Annotated in this window: 17 protein-coding genes and 1 pseudogene; 6 read left to right on the top strand and 12 right to left on the bottom strand. The window is 55.1% G+C overall.

The features are described from left to right. Window positions 1-69: 69 nt before the first annotated feature. The 5 genes from HMPREF2981_RS00690 (at window position 70) to HMPREF2981_RS00670 (ending at window position 3113) form a co-directional block, all read left to right on the top strand. Complete coding sequence (locus HMPREF2981_RS00690; RefSeq protein ID WP_037231169.1) at window positions 70-525, top strand: MaoC family dehydratase N-terminal domain-containing protein; 456 nt, start codon at window positions 70-72, stop codon at window positions 523-525. After that, complete coding sequence (locus HMPREF2981_RS00685; RefSeq protein ID WP_004005382.1) at window positions 525-986, top strand: MaoC family dehydratase; 462 nt, start codon at window positions 525-527, stop codon at window positions 984-986. Before HMPREF2981_RS00690 ends, HMPREF2981_RS00685 begins: the two co-directional genes overlap by 1 nt. A 138-nt stretch (window positions 987-1124) precedes the next feature. Continuing rightward, a complete protein-coding gene (locus HMPREF2981_RS00680; protein WP_037236769.1) occupies window positions 1125-2234 on the top strand; it encodes a UDP-N-acetylmuramate dehydrogenase in 1110 nt (369 codons plus the stop codon). A gap of 196 nt (window positions 2235-2430) precedes the next feature. Further along, entirely contained in the window at window positions 2431-2691 is a 261-nt protein-coding gene (locus tag HMPREF2981_RS00675) for a type II toxin-antitoxin system Phd/YefM family antitoxin (protein ID WP_048778386.1), read from the top strand. Window positions 2692-2693: 2 nt separating this feature from the next. After that, window positions 2694-3113, top strand: a complete 420-nt coding sequence (locus HMPREF2981_RS00670) for a type II toxin-antitoxin system VapC family toxin (protein ID WP_048778384.1) — start codon at window positions 2694-2696, stop codon at window positions 3111-3113. 114 nt (window positions 3114-3227) lie between these two features. Here the strand turns inward: HMPREF2981_RS00670 and HMPREF2981_RS00665 are convergent, their stop codons facing one another. The 7 genes from HMPREF2981_RS00665 to HMPREF2981_RS00645 all read right to left on the bottom strand — a co-directional run bounded on the left by HMPREF2981_RS00665 (window position 3228) and on the right by HMPREF2981_RS00645 (window position 8436). Then, a complete protein-coding gene (locus HMPREF2981_RS00665) occupies window positions 3228-3764 on the bottom strand; it encodes a DUF1697 domain-containing protein (protein WP_004005380.1) in 537 nt (178 codons plus the stop codon). Window positions 3765-3838: 74 nt separating this feature from the next. Further along, a complete protein-coding gene (locus HMPREF2981_RS10975) occupies window positions 3839-4726 on the bottom strand; it encodes a hypothetical protein (protein WP_246825181.1) in 888 nt (295 codons plus the stop codon). Between the two features lie 3 nt (window positions 4727-4729). Continuing rightward, complete coding sequence (locus tag HMPREF2981_RS10970) at window positions 4730-5452, bottom strand: hypothetical protein (RefSeq protein WP_004005374.1); 723 nt, start codon at window positions 5450-5452, stop codon at window positions 4730-4732. Continuing rightward, window positions 5419-5568 (bottom strand): hypothetical protein, encoded by a 150-nt coding sequence (locus HMPREF2981_RS10965; RefSeq protein ID WP_004005373.1) that lies wholly within the window; start codon window positions 5566-5568, stop codon window positions 5419-5421. The genes HMPREF2981_RS10970 and HMPREF2981_RS10965 overlap by 34 nt, the downstream gene beginning before the upstream one ends. 299 nt (window positions 5569-5867) lie before the next feature. Continuing rightward, a complete protein-coding gene (locus HMPREF2981_RS00655) occupies window positions 5868-7196 on the bottom strand; it encodes an MFS transporter (protein ID WP_004005371.1) in 1329 nt (442 codons plus the stop codon). Window positions 7197-7319: 123 nt separating this feature from the next. Continuing rightward, window positions 7320-7553 carry a hypothetical protein gene (locus HMPREF2981_RS00650; protein ID WP_141756649.1) on the bottom strand — a complete coding sequence of 78 codons (234 nt, stop codon included), beginning with the start codon at window positions 7551-7553 and terminating at the stop codon, window positions 7320-7322. 70 nt (window positions 7554-7623) lie between these two features. Further along, entirely contained in the window at window positions 7624-8436 is an 813-nt protein-coding gene (locus HMPREF2981_RS00645) for a hypothetical protein (RefSeq protein ID WP_004005367.1), read from the bottom strand. A 278-nt stretch (window positions 8437-8714) separates the two neighbouring features. On the opposite strand from HMPREF2981_RS00645, the gene HMPREF2981_RS00640 reads away from it, so the two are divergent. After that, window positions 8715-9059 carry a PGPGW domain-containing protein gene (locus HMPREF2981_RS00640; protein WP_004005366.1) on the top strand — a complete coding sequence of 115 codons (345 nt, stop codon included), beginning with the start codon at window positions 8715-8717 and terminating at the stop codon, window positions 9057-9059. A 239-nt stretch (window positions 9060-9298) separates the two neighbouring features. Here the strand turns inward: HMPREF2981_RS00640 and asd are convergent, their stop codons facing one another. The 5 genes and pseudogenes from asd to HMPREF2981_RS10960 all read right to left on the bottom strand — a co-directional run. Then, window positions 9299-10438: an aspartate-semialdehyde dehydrogenase gene (gene asd / locus HMPREF2981_RS00635; protein WP_004005365.1), complete on the bottom strand. Its 1140-nt coding sequence runs from the start codon at window positions 10436-10438 to the stop codon at window positions 9299-9301. Window positions 10439-10648: 210 nt separating this feature from the next. After that, on the bottom strand, window positions 10649-11335 hold the full coding sequence (locus tag HMPREF2981_RS00630) for a dihydrofolate reductase (RefSeq protein WP_004005364.1): 687 nt from the start codon (window positions 11333-11335) through the stop codon (window positions 10649-10651). Window positions 11336-11343: 8 nt separating this feature from the next. Then, window positions 11344-12252, bottom strand: a complete 909-nt coding sequence (locus HMPREF2981_RS00625; protein WP_004005363.1) for a thymidylate synthase — start codon at window positions 12250-12252, stop codon at window positions 11344-11346. A gap of 171 nt (window positions 12253-12423) precedes the next feature. Continuing rightward, the gene (locus HMPREF2981_RS00620; protein WP_004005361.1) at window positions 12424-13041 is read right to left on the bottom strand and encodes a hypothetical protein; all 618 of its coding nucleotides are present in this window, start codon (window positions 13039-13041) and stop codon (window positions 12424-12426) included. Window positions 13042-13323: 282 nt separating this feature from the next. Then, window positions 13324-13603 (bottom strand): annotated as a pseudogene (locus HMPREF2981_RS10960) (hypothetical protein); the annotation flags it as partial.

Raw genomic sequence — 13603 nt, 5'->3', positions numbered from 1 at the left:
GCTCATGGATACCTTCATGTTCGCGGTAAGCGGCGGCAGCTACGGTACCAACCCGATAGACTGGTGGGTATGAGTATTAACCCTGACATTGTGGGCCGCGTGTACCCCGCCGAGGGCACCTACGCCGTTGGCCGCGAGAAGATCCGGGAATTTGCCCGCGCCGTACACGCCGAAAACCCTCTGCATCATGACGTTGAGGCGGCACGCGCCGCAGGCTACGCAGACCTGATCGCCCCGCCCACCTTCGCTATCATCCTGTCCCAAGCAGCCGATGCCGCTCTGATCGGCGATAAATCTGCGGGCATTGATTTCTCTCGTGTGGTGCACGCCGATCAGCGCTTTACGCATCACCGTCCCATCGTGGCGGGGGACGAATTGCGCACCGAAGTTCATGTGGATTCCGTGCGTGTGATGGGCGCGGGCGCCATGCTCACCACCCGCGAGGAAATTACCGATGCTGACGGCAAACCCGTCACCACCTGTATCTCATCCCTGCTGGTACGCGCCGACGAGGAGGGCGAATAATGTCCGTAAACTTTGCAGAACTCGAAAAAGGGCAAGAGGTCGGTTCCCGAACCGTCGAGATTTCGCGTGCATCGCTGGTGCGGTATGCGGGCGCATCCGGTGACTTCAACCCGATTCATTGGAACGAGCGTTTTGCCCAGTCCGTGGGGCTTTCCGGCGTGATCGCGCACGGTATGCTCACGATGGGCACCGCCGTGCAGCTGGTGAGCGATTGGGCGGGCGATCCGGGTGCAATCGTGGACTACCAGACTCGCTTCACCAAACCTGTACCGGTGCCGGATGCGCCCGGCGGCGACAACCCGGACACCCCCACGAATACGCTGACGATCACCGGCAAGGTAGGCGCCGTGGATGAGGATGCGCGCACGGCTCGCATCGACCTTACCGTTACCGCTGACGACGGTGAAGGCAGGCAGCAGAAGGTTCTGATGAAGACTCAGGCCGTAGTGAAATTTGCCTAGCCCGTGCGTTCGTGGTCGATACTCTATGTGATTGTGTGTTGAGTTATGGCAGGCCCGCTCCGACTACGGGGCGGGCCTGTCATAAGGTTTAGCTGACCCTAACGGAATAAAACGTGACAGACCGGTATTCTTAAAGACATGACTGAAAAGCTGCTGAGTGAGATCACCACCGCCCAAGTTGGCGGCCCTGCCCGCACATACATCCGCGCCACGACTGAAGCCGAGATTGTCGAGGCAGTTTCCTCCGCCGATGCTGCCAACGAACCCGTGCTGATCGTGGGTGGCGGCTCAAACCTGCTGGTTTCTGATGCCGGGTTTGACGGTACCGTTGTGCATATTGCATCCACCGGGGTTGAGGAGCTGCCCATTCCTGCGTGCGGTGGCGCGAATGTGCGCGTGCAGGCGGGTACCGTGTGGGATGATTTCGTGCAGCTGAGTATTGAAAAAGAATGGTCCGGCCCGGCGGCACTGTCGGGTATTCCCGGGACCGTGGGCGCAACCCCCGTGCAGAATGTGGGCGCCTACGGGGTGGAGGTTAGCGAGTTCATTGCGTCCGTGCGCACCTGGGACCGCGAGACGGGAAAGTTCAAGACTTTTGCGAACGCCGATCTGCGTTTCGGCTACCGCGATTCAATTCTGAAGCAAAACATGGTGAACGGCTCGCCGCGCTATGTGGTGCTGACCGTGGATTTCCAGTTCACGCTCGGCAGCCTGTCTTCACCCATTAAATACGGCGAGCTGGCGAAGAGCCTGGGCGTGCAGGTGGGGGAGCGCGCCGAATCCGCACTGGTGCGGGATAAGGTGCTGGCGCTGCGTGCCTCTAAGGGGATGGTGCTGGATGCCTTAGACCGCGATACCTTCTCGACCGGCTCGTTCTTCACAAACCCGATTGTACCGGTGTCTGTGCTTGATTCTTTGCCTGAGGATGCGCCGCGTTTCCCGGTAGTGACGCGCACCGGAGTGTTCGGAACCGAGCAGCAGGAGAGCGAGGAGCATGTGAAGCTCTCCGCCGCCTGGCTGATTCAGCACGCCGGGTTCGAGAAAGGCTTCGGGCTCGAAGGCGATGCGCGCGAGATCGCGGGCGGGCGTGCCTCGCTCTCGACCAAGCACACGCTGGCGATTACGAACCGTGGGGACGCCACCGCTGAGGATATTTTCGCGATTGCCCGCGCCGTGCGTGCCGGTGTTGCCGAGAAATTCGGGGTTGAGCTGGTGCCCGAGCCGGTTGTGGTGAACGGAAAAATTTAGGACTCTTCAGCCTCTTATTCCCTGCGAATTCCGCGAGCAGATAGGATTTTGACGAGCAGATAGCGGATTGTTATCTGCTCGTCAAAATACTATCTGCTCGCGGTTTGTTGGGTCTGTAAGTTCAGAAGTTTTCTTGCCATTCTCAAAGGCTTAGCCTATGCTTTGTAGATATATCACTACATAAGGAGTTGCTGTTATGACCGTGATGACCAGTCGAGAATTCAATCAACACGTCAGTCAAGCCCAAAAGGCTGCACAGTCTGACCCTGTCATTATTACCAATCGGGGTGAACCTGCATACGTGCTCATGACCTATACCGAGTATGAGAAGACTTTGCAGTCTAAATCCGTTCGGAGTGGTTTGGACGCTTTGATGCCACTCGACGCCGCCGATATTGAATTAGAACTACAGCCGCGCAGCCGTGCTCAGCGTCGTCCCGTAGATTTTGAGGATTAGCCGTGTATTTGCTTGATACGAATATCCTCAGTGAAACCCGGAAGATAAGAACGGGTAAGGCTAATCAGAGTGTGATCGATTGGCTCGCTGACACACCTGAGCATTTACTGTATGTCAATGCTGTGGTGCTGATGGAAGTAGAACGAGGCATTTTTGCGAAAGAACGTAAAGACCCGCAACAGGGCGAGGTTCTGCGTCAGTGGTTTGAGCATGTAGTAAAGCCTACTTTTGCGGAGCGCACTTTCGTTGTGGATGAAAATACAGCACGAATTTGCGCTAAACTTCATATCCCTGACCACGCTCCCGAAAACGATGCGTGGGTTGCTGCCTCTGCTATTCAACATAATCTGGTGTTGGTCACGCGTAATACTGATGATTTTGCCCGCACAGGCGTGAGACTGCTGAATCCATTCCAAGAATAGTTACTGGCAGTGTATTTATTTATATTCGCGAGCAGATATGATTTTGACGAGCAGATAGCGGATTGTTATCTGCTCGTCAAAATCCTATCTGCCCGCGGTTTAGCGGGGATGGCGTTAATCCAGCAGGTCTAGAATCTTGTTGCAGGTTTTGGCGTTGCGCAGGGTCAGCTGGTTCGCGAAGGCTTTCTTCGACATAAACTTGCCGTACTGCGCTTTCTTATAATCGGGCGTGCTGTAGTTACCGAAGTAGACGGCGCAGGTTCCTATGTGAAGCACTTCGTCGGGAACATCCAGCGTTTCGAGCTCAGCGGCGAGCGCATCGCGATCAGCATCAATGGTGAAAAACATGGCGTCCAGGCGCGGCATGTCCTCGTTCCACCACTCGGGCAGGTTGTGCGCATCCTCACGGTATTCGTCAGCGGTGAGAAGCGAGAAAGGAATCTCAAAATCGTAATGCTCCGCCAGCAGCTCGGTAATCTCCTGTGCCACGGTGGTTTTATCCCGCGAACTCACAAACAGCAGGTTTCCTGAGTTGATATAGCTTGTGACGTTCTCGTACCCCAGCGCAGCCAGCCGCTTTTTCAGCTCGGGCATCGACACCTTGCGCAGCTTCCCCAGGTTCACGCTCCTGAGCAAAAGAATGTACTGCATGGGCTTAAACCCTTTCTAACGATGAATGGTAAAAATCTGGGTCGAGTTCTCGGCGCAGACTTTGCTGCCCGCATTTACGGCTCAGGATTGTCAGAAACAGCACCTGAAGCCTCGTAAAACCACGGCACCGCTACATCGTCTTCATTCTCCTGTGGGGGTACACCGGGGGCAACCGGAAGATGCGGAATCAGCAGATCCACCTCGTCGCGGCGCAGAATCTCGGGGTCGGTTACCGCAGGCACGAACCCGGGCACCCGATCCCAGCTCCAGTAGTAGAATTTCTCGGGTGAGCTCCACGCGATCGTGCTGAACCCGCCCCTGGAATCCTCATCAAACTGATCTTTGACCCGCGCCTCATACAGGTACGGTGCCCGCTGACCGGTTGTCGGGTTTACCCCGTACCAGATATGCGTGATGAGCGCCCGCAGCATGGCTTCACCCGTATTGACGTGTACCGACGAAACCTGACCGTAATCATCGTAGAGAACCTTTCCTTCGCCCGGGGCGAGTACGGGCGGCTCGGTTCCCAGAGAATCCACAATATGCCCCACCAGTGCCTCGATATAGGCGCCGCGCCCAGCAACCTCATCGCGAAGCTCCCAGGCCAGGCTCCCTTCAGCATCCAGGATCGCGATGGCGCAGGTCTCCCAGTCGGTGGCACGCCACGGGGTCAGATGCTCCGCCACAAACACCAAACGGTTATTCCAACGGCGCATGACGAGCGTAAAATCTACGCCAAACCAGGGCCGCGCATGATTCAAGTTAGGCATAATCCCCGAGATAGGCATGAGCTCGGCGTAGACTTGGCGGTCGCCCTTCATTGAATCCCAATCGGGCTCGCATGCGTCCAGGTACATGCTGAAAGGGGTGTTCTGCCGACTCTCAATCAGGAATTCCCCGGACACAAGCCGCTGCCACGGATACTGGGCGTCACGAATATCCCCACCCTGCTGAACTGTCATAGGTCAAGGCGTAAAGGTTGCCTTATAGCCTGAGGCGGGAACATAGGTGCGGGCCTCTCGCTGATAGGGTGCCGTCGGCAGGTGGGGGAGTACACGGCGCACATATTCGGGAATATTTTCCCCGGTCTCTGGGGGATAGATGAGAGGGTCGGTGTGTTCGAGAGTGTAGCGTGCATCCTCGGTCGGAACGCTCCACGCCAGCTGCGCCGGAGGGTGGCAGTAGCTCAAAACCGTTGCCCGGTAGTCGGTCGTCACGTCAAGGTATGTTCGAGAACTGTAGTCGGTAACGTACGCCAGCCGAATAATATCGTCACCCTGGCGCATATGGTATGAATAGTAACGCTTGTCTTCGTTCAGGTCTAGGAACTCACCGTCCTCAAGCGCCGTATGCTCAACGCTGAGGCTGCGGTACAGTGCCATGAAGACCGCTTCAATATAGACCGAGCGCTGCGGATCGTCATCGTGCTGTTCCCAGTGAAAAGCGAAATTACGATCCACCCGGGCGCGCGCGTACGTGCGGTCAGAGGGCTCTTGCCAGGTCAGAAAAACGTGTGCCGTAAAGTAAAGATAATCCTCATCAGCTTCGAAACTGAACGTGATATTGCCTGAGAAATACGTGTCCCGATGCACCAGATCGCCCCGAAAGCGCCGTGAATTTTCGGGGTCGAAAGGTTGGGGGTTCAGCTCCGCCATCAGGTGAAATTCCGAACCGATATAGTGCAGCACACCGGGCCCCAGATATTCTGCCGGGTGCCTCCTGCGACCGGCTGGCCGTTTTCAAGCGGGGCAGGCGTGTGGGCTATGGGCCAGGGAATATAGGTGACTGCGGGTGTGTCTGCCATGCCGCGCTCCTTGAGGTTGATGTCTGGACCGTTTTATCTCATCTGATACGCACTGAGCCCCACCCTGTACACCATCATGAGGCGGCAACACGCGATGTTTAGTCATCATAACGTACCGGCACCCGGAAATACGCCAGCACCTCATAGTGTGTGCCTGCGGCATGCCACGGATTACACGCCCTTTGTCTTCTGCGACTTCACGAGAACCTGACCGACCGATAAAAGCCGAGAAGGTGAGAGATTCCCACCTTCTCGGCACACTATGTTTCATATCATTCCTGCGTTGGAGGTTTTAGCCGTTAGAGCGATTTCCCGCGCTTTTCGGGCAGCGCGAAGGTTGTTATTGCCGCAAGAAGGAACGCCGCCGCGAAAACAGCGAACAGTACTCCGGTGCCGCCGAAAGAGATGAGCGGTGGAACGATAAGCGGTGCCAGAATCGAGGCGATGCGCCCCAGTCCGGCCGCCGTGCCGGTGCCGGTGCCGCGCAGCCGGGTGGGGAATACTTCCGGGCTAATGGCGTAGAGCGCGCCCCATGCGCCCAGGTTGAAGAACGAGAGGAAGCACCCACTGAGGATAATGTAGAAATCCGAATGCGAGAGGCCGTAGCATACCGCCGCGCCCGCCGAGCCTGCTAAAAATACGGCGAGGGTGGCGCGGCGTCCCCACCTCTCAATCAGGTAGGCGGCCACTGCATATCCGGGCAGCTGCGCCAGGGTCATAATCAGGGTGAATGCGAAGGACTTCACCAAGCTGAACCCCTGTGCGCTCAGCAGCGAGGGTATCCAAATGAACGCCCCGTAATACGAGAGGTTGATACAGAACCACACGGTACACAGCGCCAGCGTGCGTTTACGCAGCGGAGCCGACCAGATGGAGGTTGCCTCCTGGGCATTGCTGGCAGGAGTCTCAGGCGCATTGTCGCTGGCGGTTTCATCTGCGTGAGTTCGTGTGCTGAGGGCAGCGGAGCTCTCAAATTCGGCAACCACCCGTTCTGCCTCGTCAGTGCGCCCTTTCGACTCTAAGAAGCGCACAGATTCGGGTGTTCCCCAGCGAATAATCAGCGAATACAGTGCTGGGATCACGCCAATGGCAAGCGCCCATCGCCAGCCGTTTGGGTTTGGCACGATAAAGGTGCCGATAAGAGCTGCAAGAACCCATCCGAGCGCCCAAAACGCTTCTAAAATAACGACCACGCGACCGCGAATAGCCCGCGGCGAGAACTCCGACATCAGCGTGGATGCGACCGGCAGCTCAGCCCCGAGCCCCAGTCCCACGATAAACCGGAAAACCATCAAAACGGCTAGTGAACCGGCGAGTGCGGATGCGCCCGTCGCCAAACCGTAGATGAGCAGAGTTGCGGCGAAAACGTAGCGTCGCCCAAAACGGTCGGCGAGAAGCCCGCCGACGGTGGCACCGAGAGCCATACCCAAAAATCCGATGGAGCCTAACCAGCTTGTTTCGGTGGGGGAGAGCGCCCACTGTTTGGTCAGTGCCGCCATGATGAAGGAGATCAGCCCAACATCCATGGCGTCGAGCGCCCAGCCGATACCGGTGACGCCCAAGAGCTTGGTGTGTTTCTTAGTAAAGGGGAGAGTTTCTAATCGTGCTGTCAGAGAGGTCTTTGCCATGAGGAGCCTAAGATAATGCGGAGGTAGTTACGAGGGTTAGGTACCTAAAGGGGAATTTTGTTCCCGTGTCTATAGTTTACATCAACATAAGGTAATAATGACCTAAACATGTCATATAAAGTCTTAAACCCTCTGAGAGTCCCGGGAAATATAGTGTTCGCCCGCAGGCAGCACAGCACTGTCTAGCCGCGAGAACCTGGCGATACGCTCGAAAACAGCACGAATATACGCCATGCGGTCGTGATTTGTATCGACAATATCCCACGCTAGCAGAGGAGCCCGGGGTGTATTATCGGCATCTCGGGTGGAGGCAGGATGCGGTACCGCATCCTGCGAAACCTGACAGTGTGCCAGCACCTCATGGCCCACGGGCAGGCCATCACGTATCTAATACCGATTGGATATGCGGGGTAAGACCCGCAGTAACCTACGAGTGTCCCTGTGTATAGGCGGGCGCGGCGGGCAGATGCTCTAAGATGGCGCGCACATCGGCGGGGATCTTGGCGCCAATGACCGGATCAACAGTCAAAACGTTGTAGGCGTTGTGCCAGTAACGTGCATCTTCTAGAGGGACGCTCCAGATGAGCCGGGCACTGGGATAGACGGTACCGCGTATAACAGCGCTGTAATCGGTTTCCGTGAGAACTCGCACGGGGTCATTCGTGTGTGCCTTAACATCAATCGCGCGAAGAACACGATCGCCGCAGCATAGGTGAGCGGAGTCCAGAATATTCCTCTCATTCATAAACTCCATATACTCGCCCTCGGCAAGAATGGGGGGCATCTTGAACATGCTTGCGTGAATGGTGTTGATAACGGTTTCGATAAATTCCATGCGCAAGGGGTCGGAATCGCGCAGAGTCCAGCTTAGGTTCAAATCTTTGTCAACAATTGCTACAGCATATTGATGGTCGCGATTTTGCCAAATAGTATCAGAGGATACCGCAAACTGTAATTCATCATGAAATGCTCGATAATAAAACTGTAAATCTTGTGCAATATAAATATTGCTAAAAATAAGATCGGCATAAAACTGGTATCCCGGGGGATATCCGGGTTTAAAAAGGGGAGGAACGATGTATAAATCAACGTAATTATCATCGCTCGTTTCAAGATGCAGTTTGCCGGGATGCAAATATTCTGCTGGATGCGCACCCGACTCTGGCTTTCCATCAACCAGGGGTCGGGCATGGGGAACCGGCCAGAGTGTAAATTCTGTTGTATAGGAAATTTTTTCCATGATTCTCTCTGCGTGTGTAGAGGTGCATTTCCTTAATATGAGGTAAAAGGTCTAAAAATAGAAGACATTGCCATATTGTTATCAAATATTTATAAACCTTGTCCGCTATTAAGGTGTTGTGATAACAATACTATAATCTTTTGGCGCCGCGATAGTGAGGGTGTCATAAAAGATATTTTTTACGATGTTAGGTTATCAGGGAGTTCCCAGGCGCGGGTGCTAGGCTGTTGATGTATCGTGTACGCACAGGTGAGAGCCGCCCTGAGAAGAGGTGATGTGTGAAAACCTTAGAGGATGAAGTTACAGAGAGTGAAACCAGCAAGTTTCACCTGTGGCTAGAGAAAAAGAAAGCTCGGATGCACGCTCACCCGGTGCTGAAACATCTCTACAAGCCTCTTGTGATTGCCGTAGGCGGCTTCTGTTTCATTGCCGGTCTGATTATGCTTGTCACACCTGGCCCCGGCTGGCTGTTTATCTTTATCGGTTTGGGAATCTGGGGAACCGAGTTCGCATGGGCGCATCGTCTGAATCAGCGACTCAAAAAGCTAGTGATTTCACTCTGGCAACGCTACGTAGCCTGGCGTGAAAAACGAAAAGCCCAGAAGGCTGCGCGTAAAGTATAGCCTGAAAGACGTACCTGTCTACTTTGAACCTGTGCCCCCGCATCCTCAATCAGGATGCGGGGCACAGGCTTATCCGCTAGGTTCGGGGCAACCAGAAACCCTATTCACCAAAACGGGTACAGGTAACGTTTTGCTCATTCCCACGCATATCGTTCAAAGCTTGTGGGCTAGGCTCAACATACGTGGGCGCAGAACCGTTCTTACGACACCGCGCCCACGAGTACTTTGAGAAGACTACTTTAGAGCTTTCCGACCGCGATCTTGAGCATGCGGCGCACCGGCTCAGCGGCACCCCACAGCAGCTGGTCGCCCACCGTGAAAGCACTAATGTACTGCGGACCCATCGCCAACTTGCGGATGCGCCCCACCGGAATATCCAGTGAGCCGGAAGCGGCGACCGGAGTTAGCCCCTCCATCGTGGCATCCTTAGTATTCGGCACCACCTGGGCCCACTGGTTATCTTCAGCGATAATGCGCTCAATCTCGGCAACCGGCAGGTCTTCGGTCAGCTTCATGGTGAGTGCCTGAGAATGCGAACGCATGGCCGCGATACGCACACACAAACCGTCCATAATCACACGGTTACCGCCCTCAAGACCCAAAATTTTGTTGGTCTCGGCATCAGACTTCCATTCCTCGCGGGACTGCCCATTGCCCAGGTCAGAGTCAATCCACGGGATTAGCGAACCGGAAAGCGGAACCCCGAACTGCGCGGTATCAAGCTCACCCGAACGCTGCTTAGCGAGCACCTTACGGTCGATCTCCAGGATCGCCGCTGCCGGATCGTTAAGCTCGGCAGACACCTCATTGCCGAGGTCGCGGAACTGCCCCAGAACCTCGCGCATATGACGGGCGCCGCCCCCTGAAGCCGCCTGATAGGTCATCGAGGTGGTCCATTCCACCAGACCCTGTTTGAAGAGGCCACCCAGCCCCATGAGCAGGCATGAGACGGTGCAGTTGCCGCCGATAAAATCTTTCACACCGGATTCGAGCCCGCGGTCAATCACATCACGGTTAATAGGGTCGAGCACGATAATGGCATCATCGTTCATGCGCAGGGCAGAAGCGGCATCAATCCACAGGCCTTCCCAGCCGGACTCGCGCAGCTTCGGGTGAACCTCTTTCGTGTAGTCACCGCCCTGTGCGGTCACAATAATCTTATGCTGGCGAAGCTCATTCAGATCGTACGCATCCTTCAGTGTAGAAGGTTCAAGCGTGCCGTCGAAGGTGGGGGCTTCACCGCCCACATTGGAGGTTGTGAAGAAAACGGGAGAAATATCGTTGAAATCGTTCTCTTCAAGCATGCGCTTCATCAGCACAGAACCAACCATGCCGCGCCAACCTACAAAACCTACTGAGTCACCGGGATTAAAATTCATAATTTCTAGTCTACCCCGTGTACCACATATCGCGTGGAACAGCGTCATAACCCCTAGTCAGTATGGGAAAGACCAGGTGAAGCGAGATAGGCGTGATGAGCTCTGGCGTAAGACGTTGCGAGGTGAACGAATGTACCTCAGACAAACGGGACTACACTTTGCCGTTCGCACAGGCGAACGTTGTTGTACGGAATTTCCGCGCCAGATACATCAGAGGCGGGCTAGGGTTTGAAATGAGTAGTACATGGGATTTTTCCCGCCCGAAGCATCCAGCAGGTAGCCGCGCTCGCTTTTTTCCCAGGCACTTTCACCCAGGATGCGCCATCGCGCTGGTTCGTCCGCAGCCACAAATCCTTCTACCGCAAGTTCGGGGGCGTAGGTATCGCCCGTAATTTCGTTACCTTCCTGACAATAGAAGAAGGTGCGTTCGATAATCTCGACGCGACCAAAGGAAGGTAAATCATCGCGGGAAAGCGCCTCCGCATAGACGGAGCCGCCGCCAATGATCCAGGCAGTAACTCGCTGATGTGGTGAATCCGGGTGCCGGGTAGCGTTGGGCGTTAAAGGCATGTCGCCCGCGAGGGTGAGAGCCGCATCCAGCGACGGAACCCAAAACGCGCCATCGCGTTTAAGAGGTTCGGCTGAATCGCCCGTAATACTGCGGCTGATGACGATATTGGTGCGCTCAGGCAGCGGTCGAAAACGCGGTGGAAAAGACTCCCAGGTGCGCCGCCCCATGATGACGGGCTTACCCACGGTGACGGTTTTGAAATGCGCAAGGTCTTCGGGGGCACGCCAGGGCATGGTGCCGTCGCGCCCAATAATACCCGCATCGGTCTGCGCCCAAATAGCGCCGAGGCACGGTCGTGCGGGGGAGGAGGAATCATATTCACGCATCGATTGTCCTAAACCGCGATGGGGGCAGAAATCCCCGGATGATGCTTATAATCGACGAGCTCAAAGTCTTCATACTCGTAATCAAAAATAGATGGTTTCTTCGTTTTGATAACGAGTTTGGGGTACGGGTAGGGCTCACGCGGGGGATAGGGATTACCCTCGGGGTCGTTGCCGTAACCGAGCTGCTTTTTCACCTGTTCCAGGTGGTTGGAGTAGATATGACAGTCGCCGCCCGTCCATATGAACTCGCCGGGTTCCATACCGACCTCGTGGGCTATCAGGTAGGTCAGCAGGGCGTAGGAGGCGATATTGAAGGGTACACCCAAGAACATGTCGGCGCTGCGCTGGTACAGCTGGCACGACAGTTCCTTCACACCGTCAGGGCGCTCGTGCACGTAAAACTGGAACATGGCGTGGCAGGGCGGCAGTGCCATCTCATCAACCTCGGCGGGGTTCCATGCCGAGACAATGTGGCGGCGTGACGACGGGTTCGTTTTGAGAGATTCGATCACTTTCGCGATCTGGTCGATGGTGCCGCCGTCGGGGGTGGGCCAGGAGCGCCACTGCACCCCGTAGACCGGACCGAGGTCACCATTTTCGTCAGCCCATTCATCCCATATAGTCACGCCGCGTTCCTGCAGCCAACGTATGTTTGAGGAGCCGCGCAGGAACCACAGAAGCTCGACCGCCACCGATTTGAAGTGCACACGCTTGGTAGTAATCAGGGGGAAAGAGTCACGCAGATCGAAGCGCATCTGCCGCCCAAACACGCCGAACGTGCCGGTGCCCGTACGGTCTTTGCGCTGAGCATCGGCGGCAATAGCATCACGGTTCTCATCAAGAATTTCGCGCAGCAGATCCTCATAGGGCGTTGGGATGCTCTGCTGACCAGAGGCGTGATGCGCGGGCGTGCTCATGGTGACTTGACTCCTGGGCGTAGATTTTTAGTCAAAATTCTATTGTACGGGTACCGGGGAAAGGAGCCGAGTAGCTTTTCCACATTAAGCGTAAAACTGGATTCTTGACGCTCAGAAAATATAGCTCTATCTGTTTTTGCTGAGGCTTTTGTATTTCCCGAAGCTATCGAGTTACCAGGTAGAGATACCGTATAACCTGTTCCTGCGGGTCTCATCGACATATTTTTTAAAAGGTGGGTATTCTGCTCCTGGGTTATCCTCATCAAACTCAGGGATGATAGTGGCGTGTCCTTCGAAAAAATCGAGGACTGTATCGAGCTTATCGCGGGACACTTCTGTAGCGTAGAGTACGTGGGGTGGGTCGTAATCAGCGTAGGCGAACCGGGTGTGACGGTGCCGTAAGTTGCTGTCTACGGTTTGTAGGTGTCGTGCCATCCATTTTGCTTCAAATTCTTCAGGACCGCTCCAGGGGGTGAAGAGAGCGTCATAGTCTTTGAGGATGACGAAGACTCCTTTGCTTAGATCGAGCCAGTCGAGGTCTGAGATGATTTCTTGGGTCCAGGTCATGTAATTATCATCGGGGAGTTTGTGCGGGAGGTTGACGGCTCGGATGATTTCTAAGGCTCCTGCTTGCGGGTCCTGGGAAGCTAGTATGTTTTTGCAGTGGATTTCGATGACGGCCCATCCTTGATCGCGCAGGGCTTGAGTTTGGCGTTTGAGTACTGTGTCTTCGGTGATGTAGATAGCGGGGAAGAAGCTATTGCCACGCCCATCGTCGTAGTAACCCATAAATTGTTTACTCCTTGGCTATCAGTGCGTTGTTAGCTGTTCCCACCGGTGTAGGAAGTGCTCTCGGGGTACTCGTTGGGGTCAGTTATCCAGATACCATTCTTGTCATACAATGGATCTGGAAAACCACTAGGAAAATATTTCCTTCCTATTGAGACCAAGTGAGCTTAGCATCAGGGTCGGTAAAAAACTTCTTCGTGGCCCGGTGCCAATACCCGCTCTCCTGAGTGAAAACAGGAACAATGAAGTCATCCTTATATTCGCGTATATACCCCATAACGCTTATACAGAAGGGTCTGGCTCAGTAAATTCACTATACACCAGGTGCACTTTCGAGGCAAGAGCAGGATCATACAATGGTGACTCAGGATAATACCGAGGATCAGCAACATAGATACCCGTAGCCTGCGGATCATGGTTAATAACCCCACCAAAGAGCTGACCTGTCTTATCGTAGAGAGGGTCCGGGGCGCCGTTCGGAAAGTTCCTGCGCTGTTCTTCTTCGAAATCAGACCAGGGGTATCGCATACCCTCACCGGCAATCATCACGTTCTCAGCACCC

The sequence above is a fragment of the Rothia sp. HMSC069C01 genome (assembly GCF_001814655.1).
Classification (GTDB): Bacteria; Actinomycetota; Actinomycetes; order Actinomycetales; family Micrococcaceae; genus Rothia; species Rothia dentocariosa.
The sequence above is the reverse complement of the archived record's forward strand: the minus strand, read 5'-3'. Positions and strand labels throughout refer to the sequence as shown.

Coding starts and splice junctions, on each gene's coding strand:
- HMPREF2981_RS00620 (WP_004005361.1), bottom strand. CDS start 13,041: ATGGGTTACTACGACGATGGGCGTGGCAATAGCTTCTTCCCCGCTATC.
- HMPREF2981_RS00625 (WP_004005363.1), bottom strand. CDS start 12,252: ATGAGCACGCCCGCGCATCACGCCTCTGGTCAGCAGAGCATCCCAACG.
- HMPREF2981_RS00630 (WP_004005364.1), bottom strand. CDS start 11,335: ATGCGTGAATATGATTCCTCCTCCCCCGCACGACCGTGCCTCGGCGCT.
- asd (WP_004005365.1), bottom strand. CDS start 10,438: ATGAATTTTAATCCCGGTGACTCAGTAGGTTTTGTAGGTTGGCGCGGC.
- HMPREF2981_RS10965 (WP_004005373.1), bottom strand. CDS start 5,568: ATGGCAGACACACCCGCAGTCACCTATATTCCCTGGCCCATAGCCCAC.
- HMPREF2981_RS00645 (WP_004005367.1), bottom strand. CDS start 8,436: ATGGAAAAAATTTCCTATACAACAGAATTTACACTCTGGCCGGTTCCC.
- HMPREF2981_RS00680 (WP_037236769.1), top strand. CDS start 1,125: ATGACTGAAAAGCTGCTGAGTGAGATCACCACCGCCCAAGTTGGCGGC.
- HMPREF2981_RS00665 (WP_004005380.1), bottom strand. CDS start 3,764: ATGCAGTACATTCTTTTGCTCAGGAGCGTGAACCTGGGGAAGCTGCGC.
- HMPREF2981_RS00690 (WP_037231169.1), top strand. CDS start 70: ATGAGTATTAACCCTGACATTGTGGGCCGCGTGTACCCCGCCGAGGGC.
- HMPREF2981_RS10975 (WP_246825181.1), bottom strand. CDS start 4,726: ATGACAGTTCAGCAGGGTGGGGATATTCGTGACGCCCAGTATCCGTGG.
- HMPREF2981_RS00675 (WP_048778386.1), top strand. CDS start 2,431: ATGACCGTGATGACCAGTCGAGAATTCAATCAACACGTCAGTCAAGCC.
- HMPREF2981_RS00685 (WP_004005382.1), top strand. CDS start 525: ATGTCCGTAAACTTTGCAGAACTCGAAAAAGGGCAAGAGGTCGGTTCC.
- HMPREF2981_RS00655 (WP_004005371.1), bottom strand. CDS start 7,196: ATGGCAAAGACCTCTCTGACAGCACGATTAGAAACTCTCCCCTTTACT.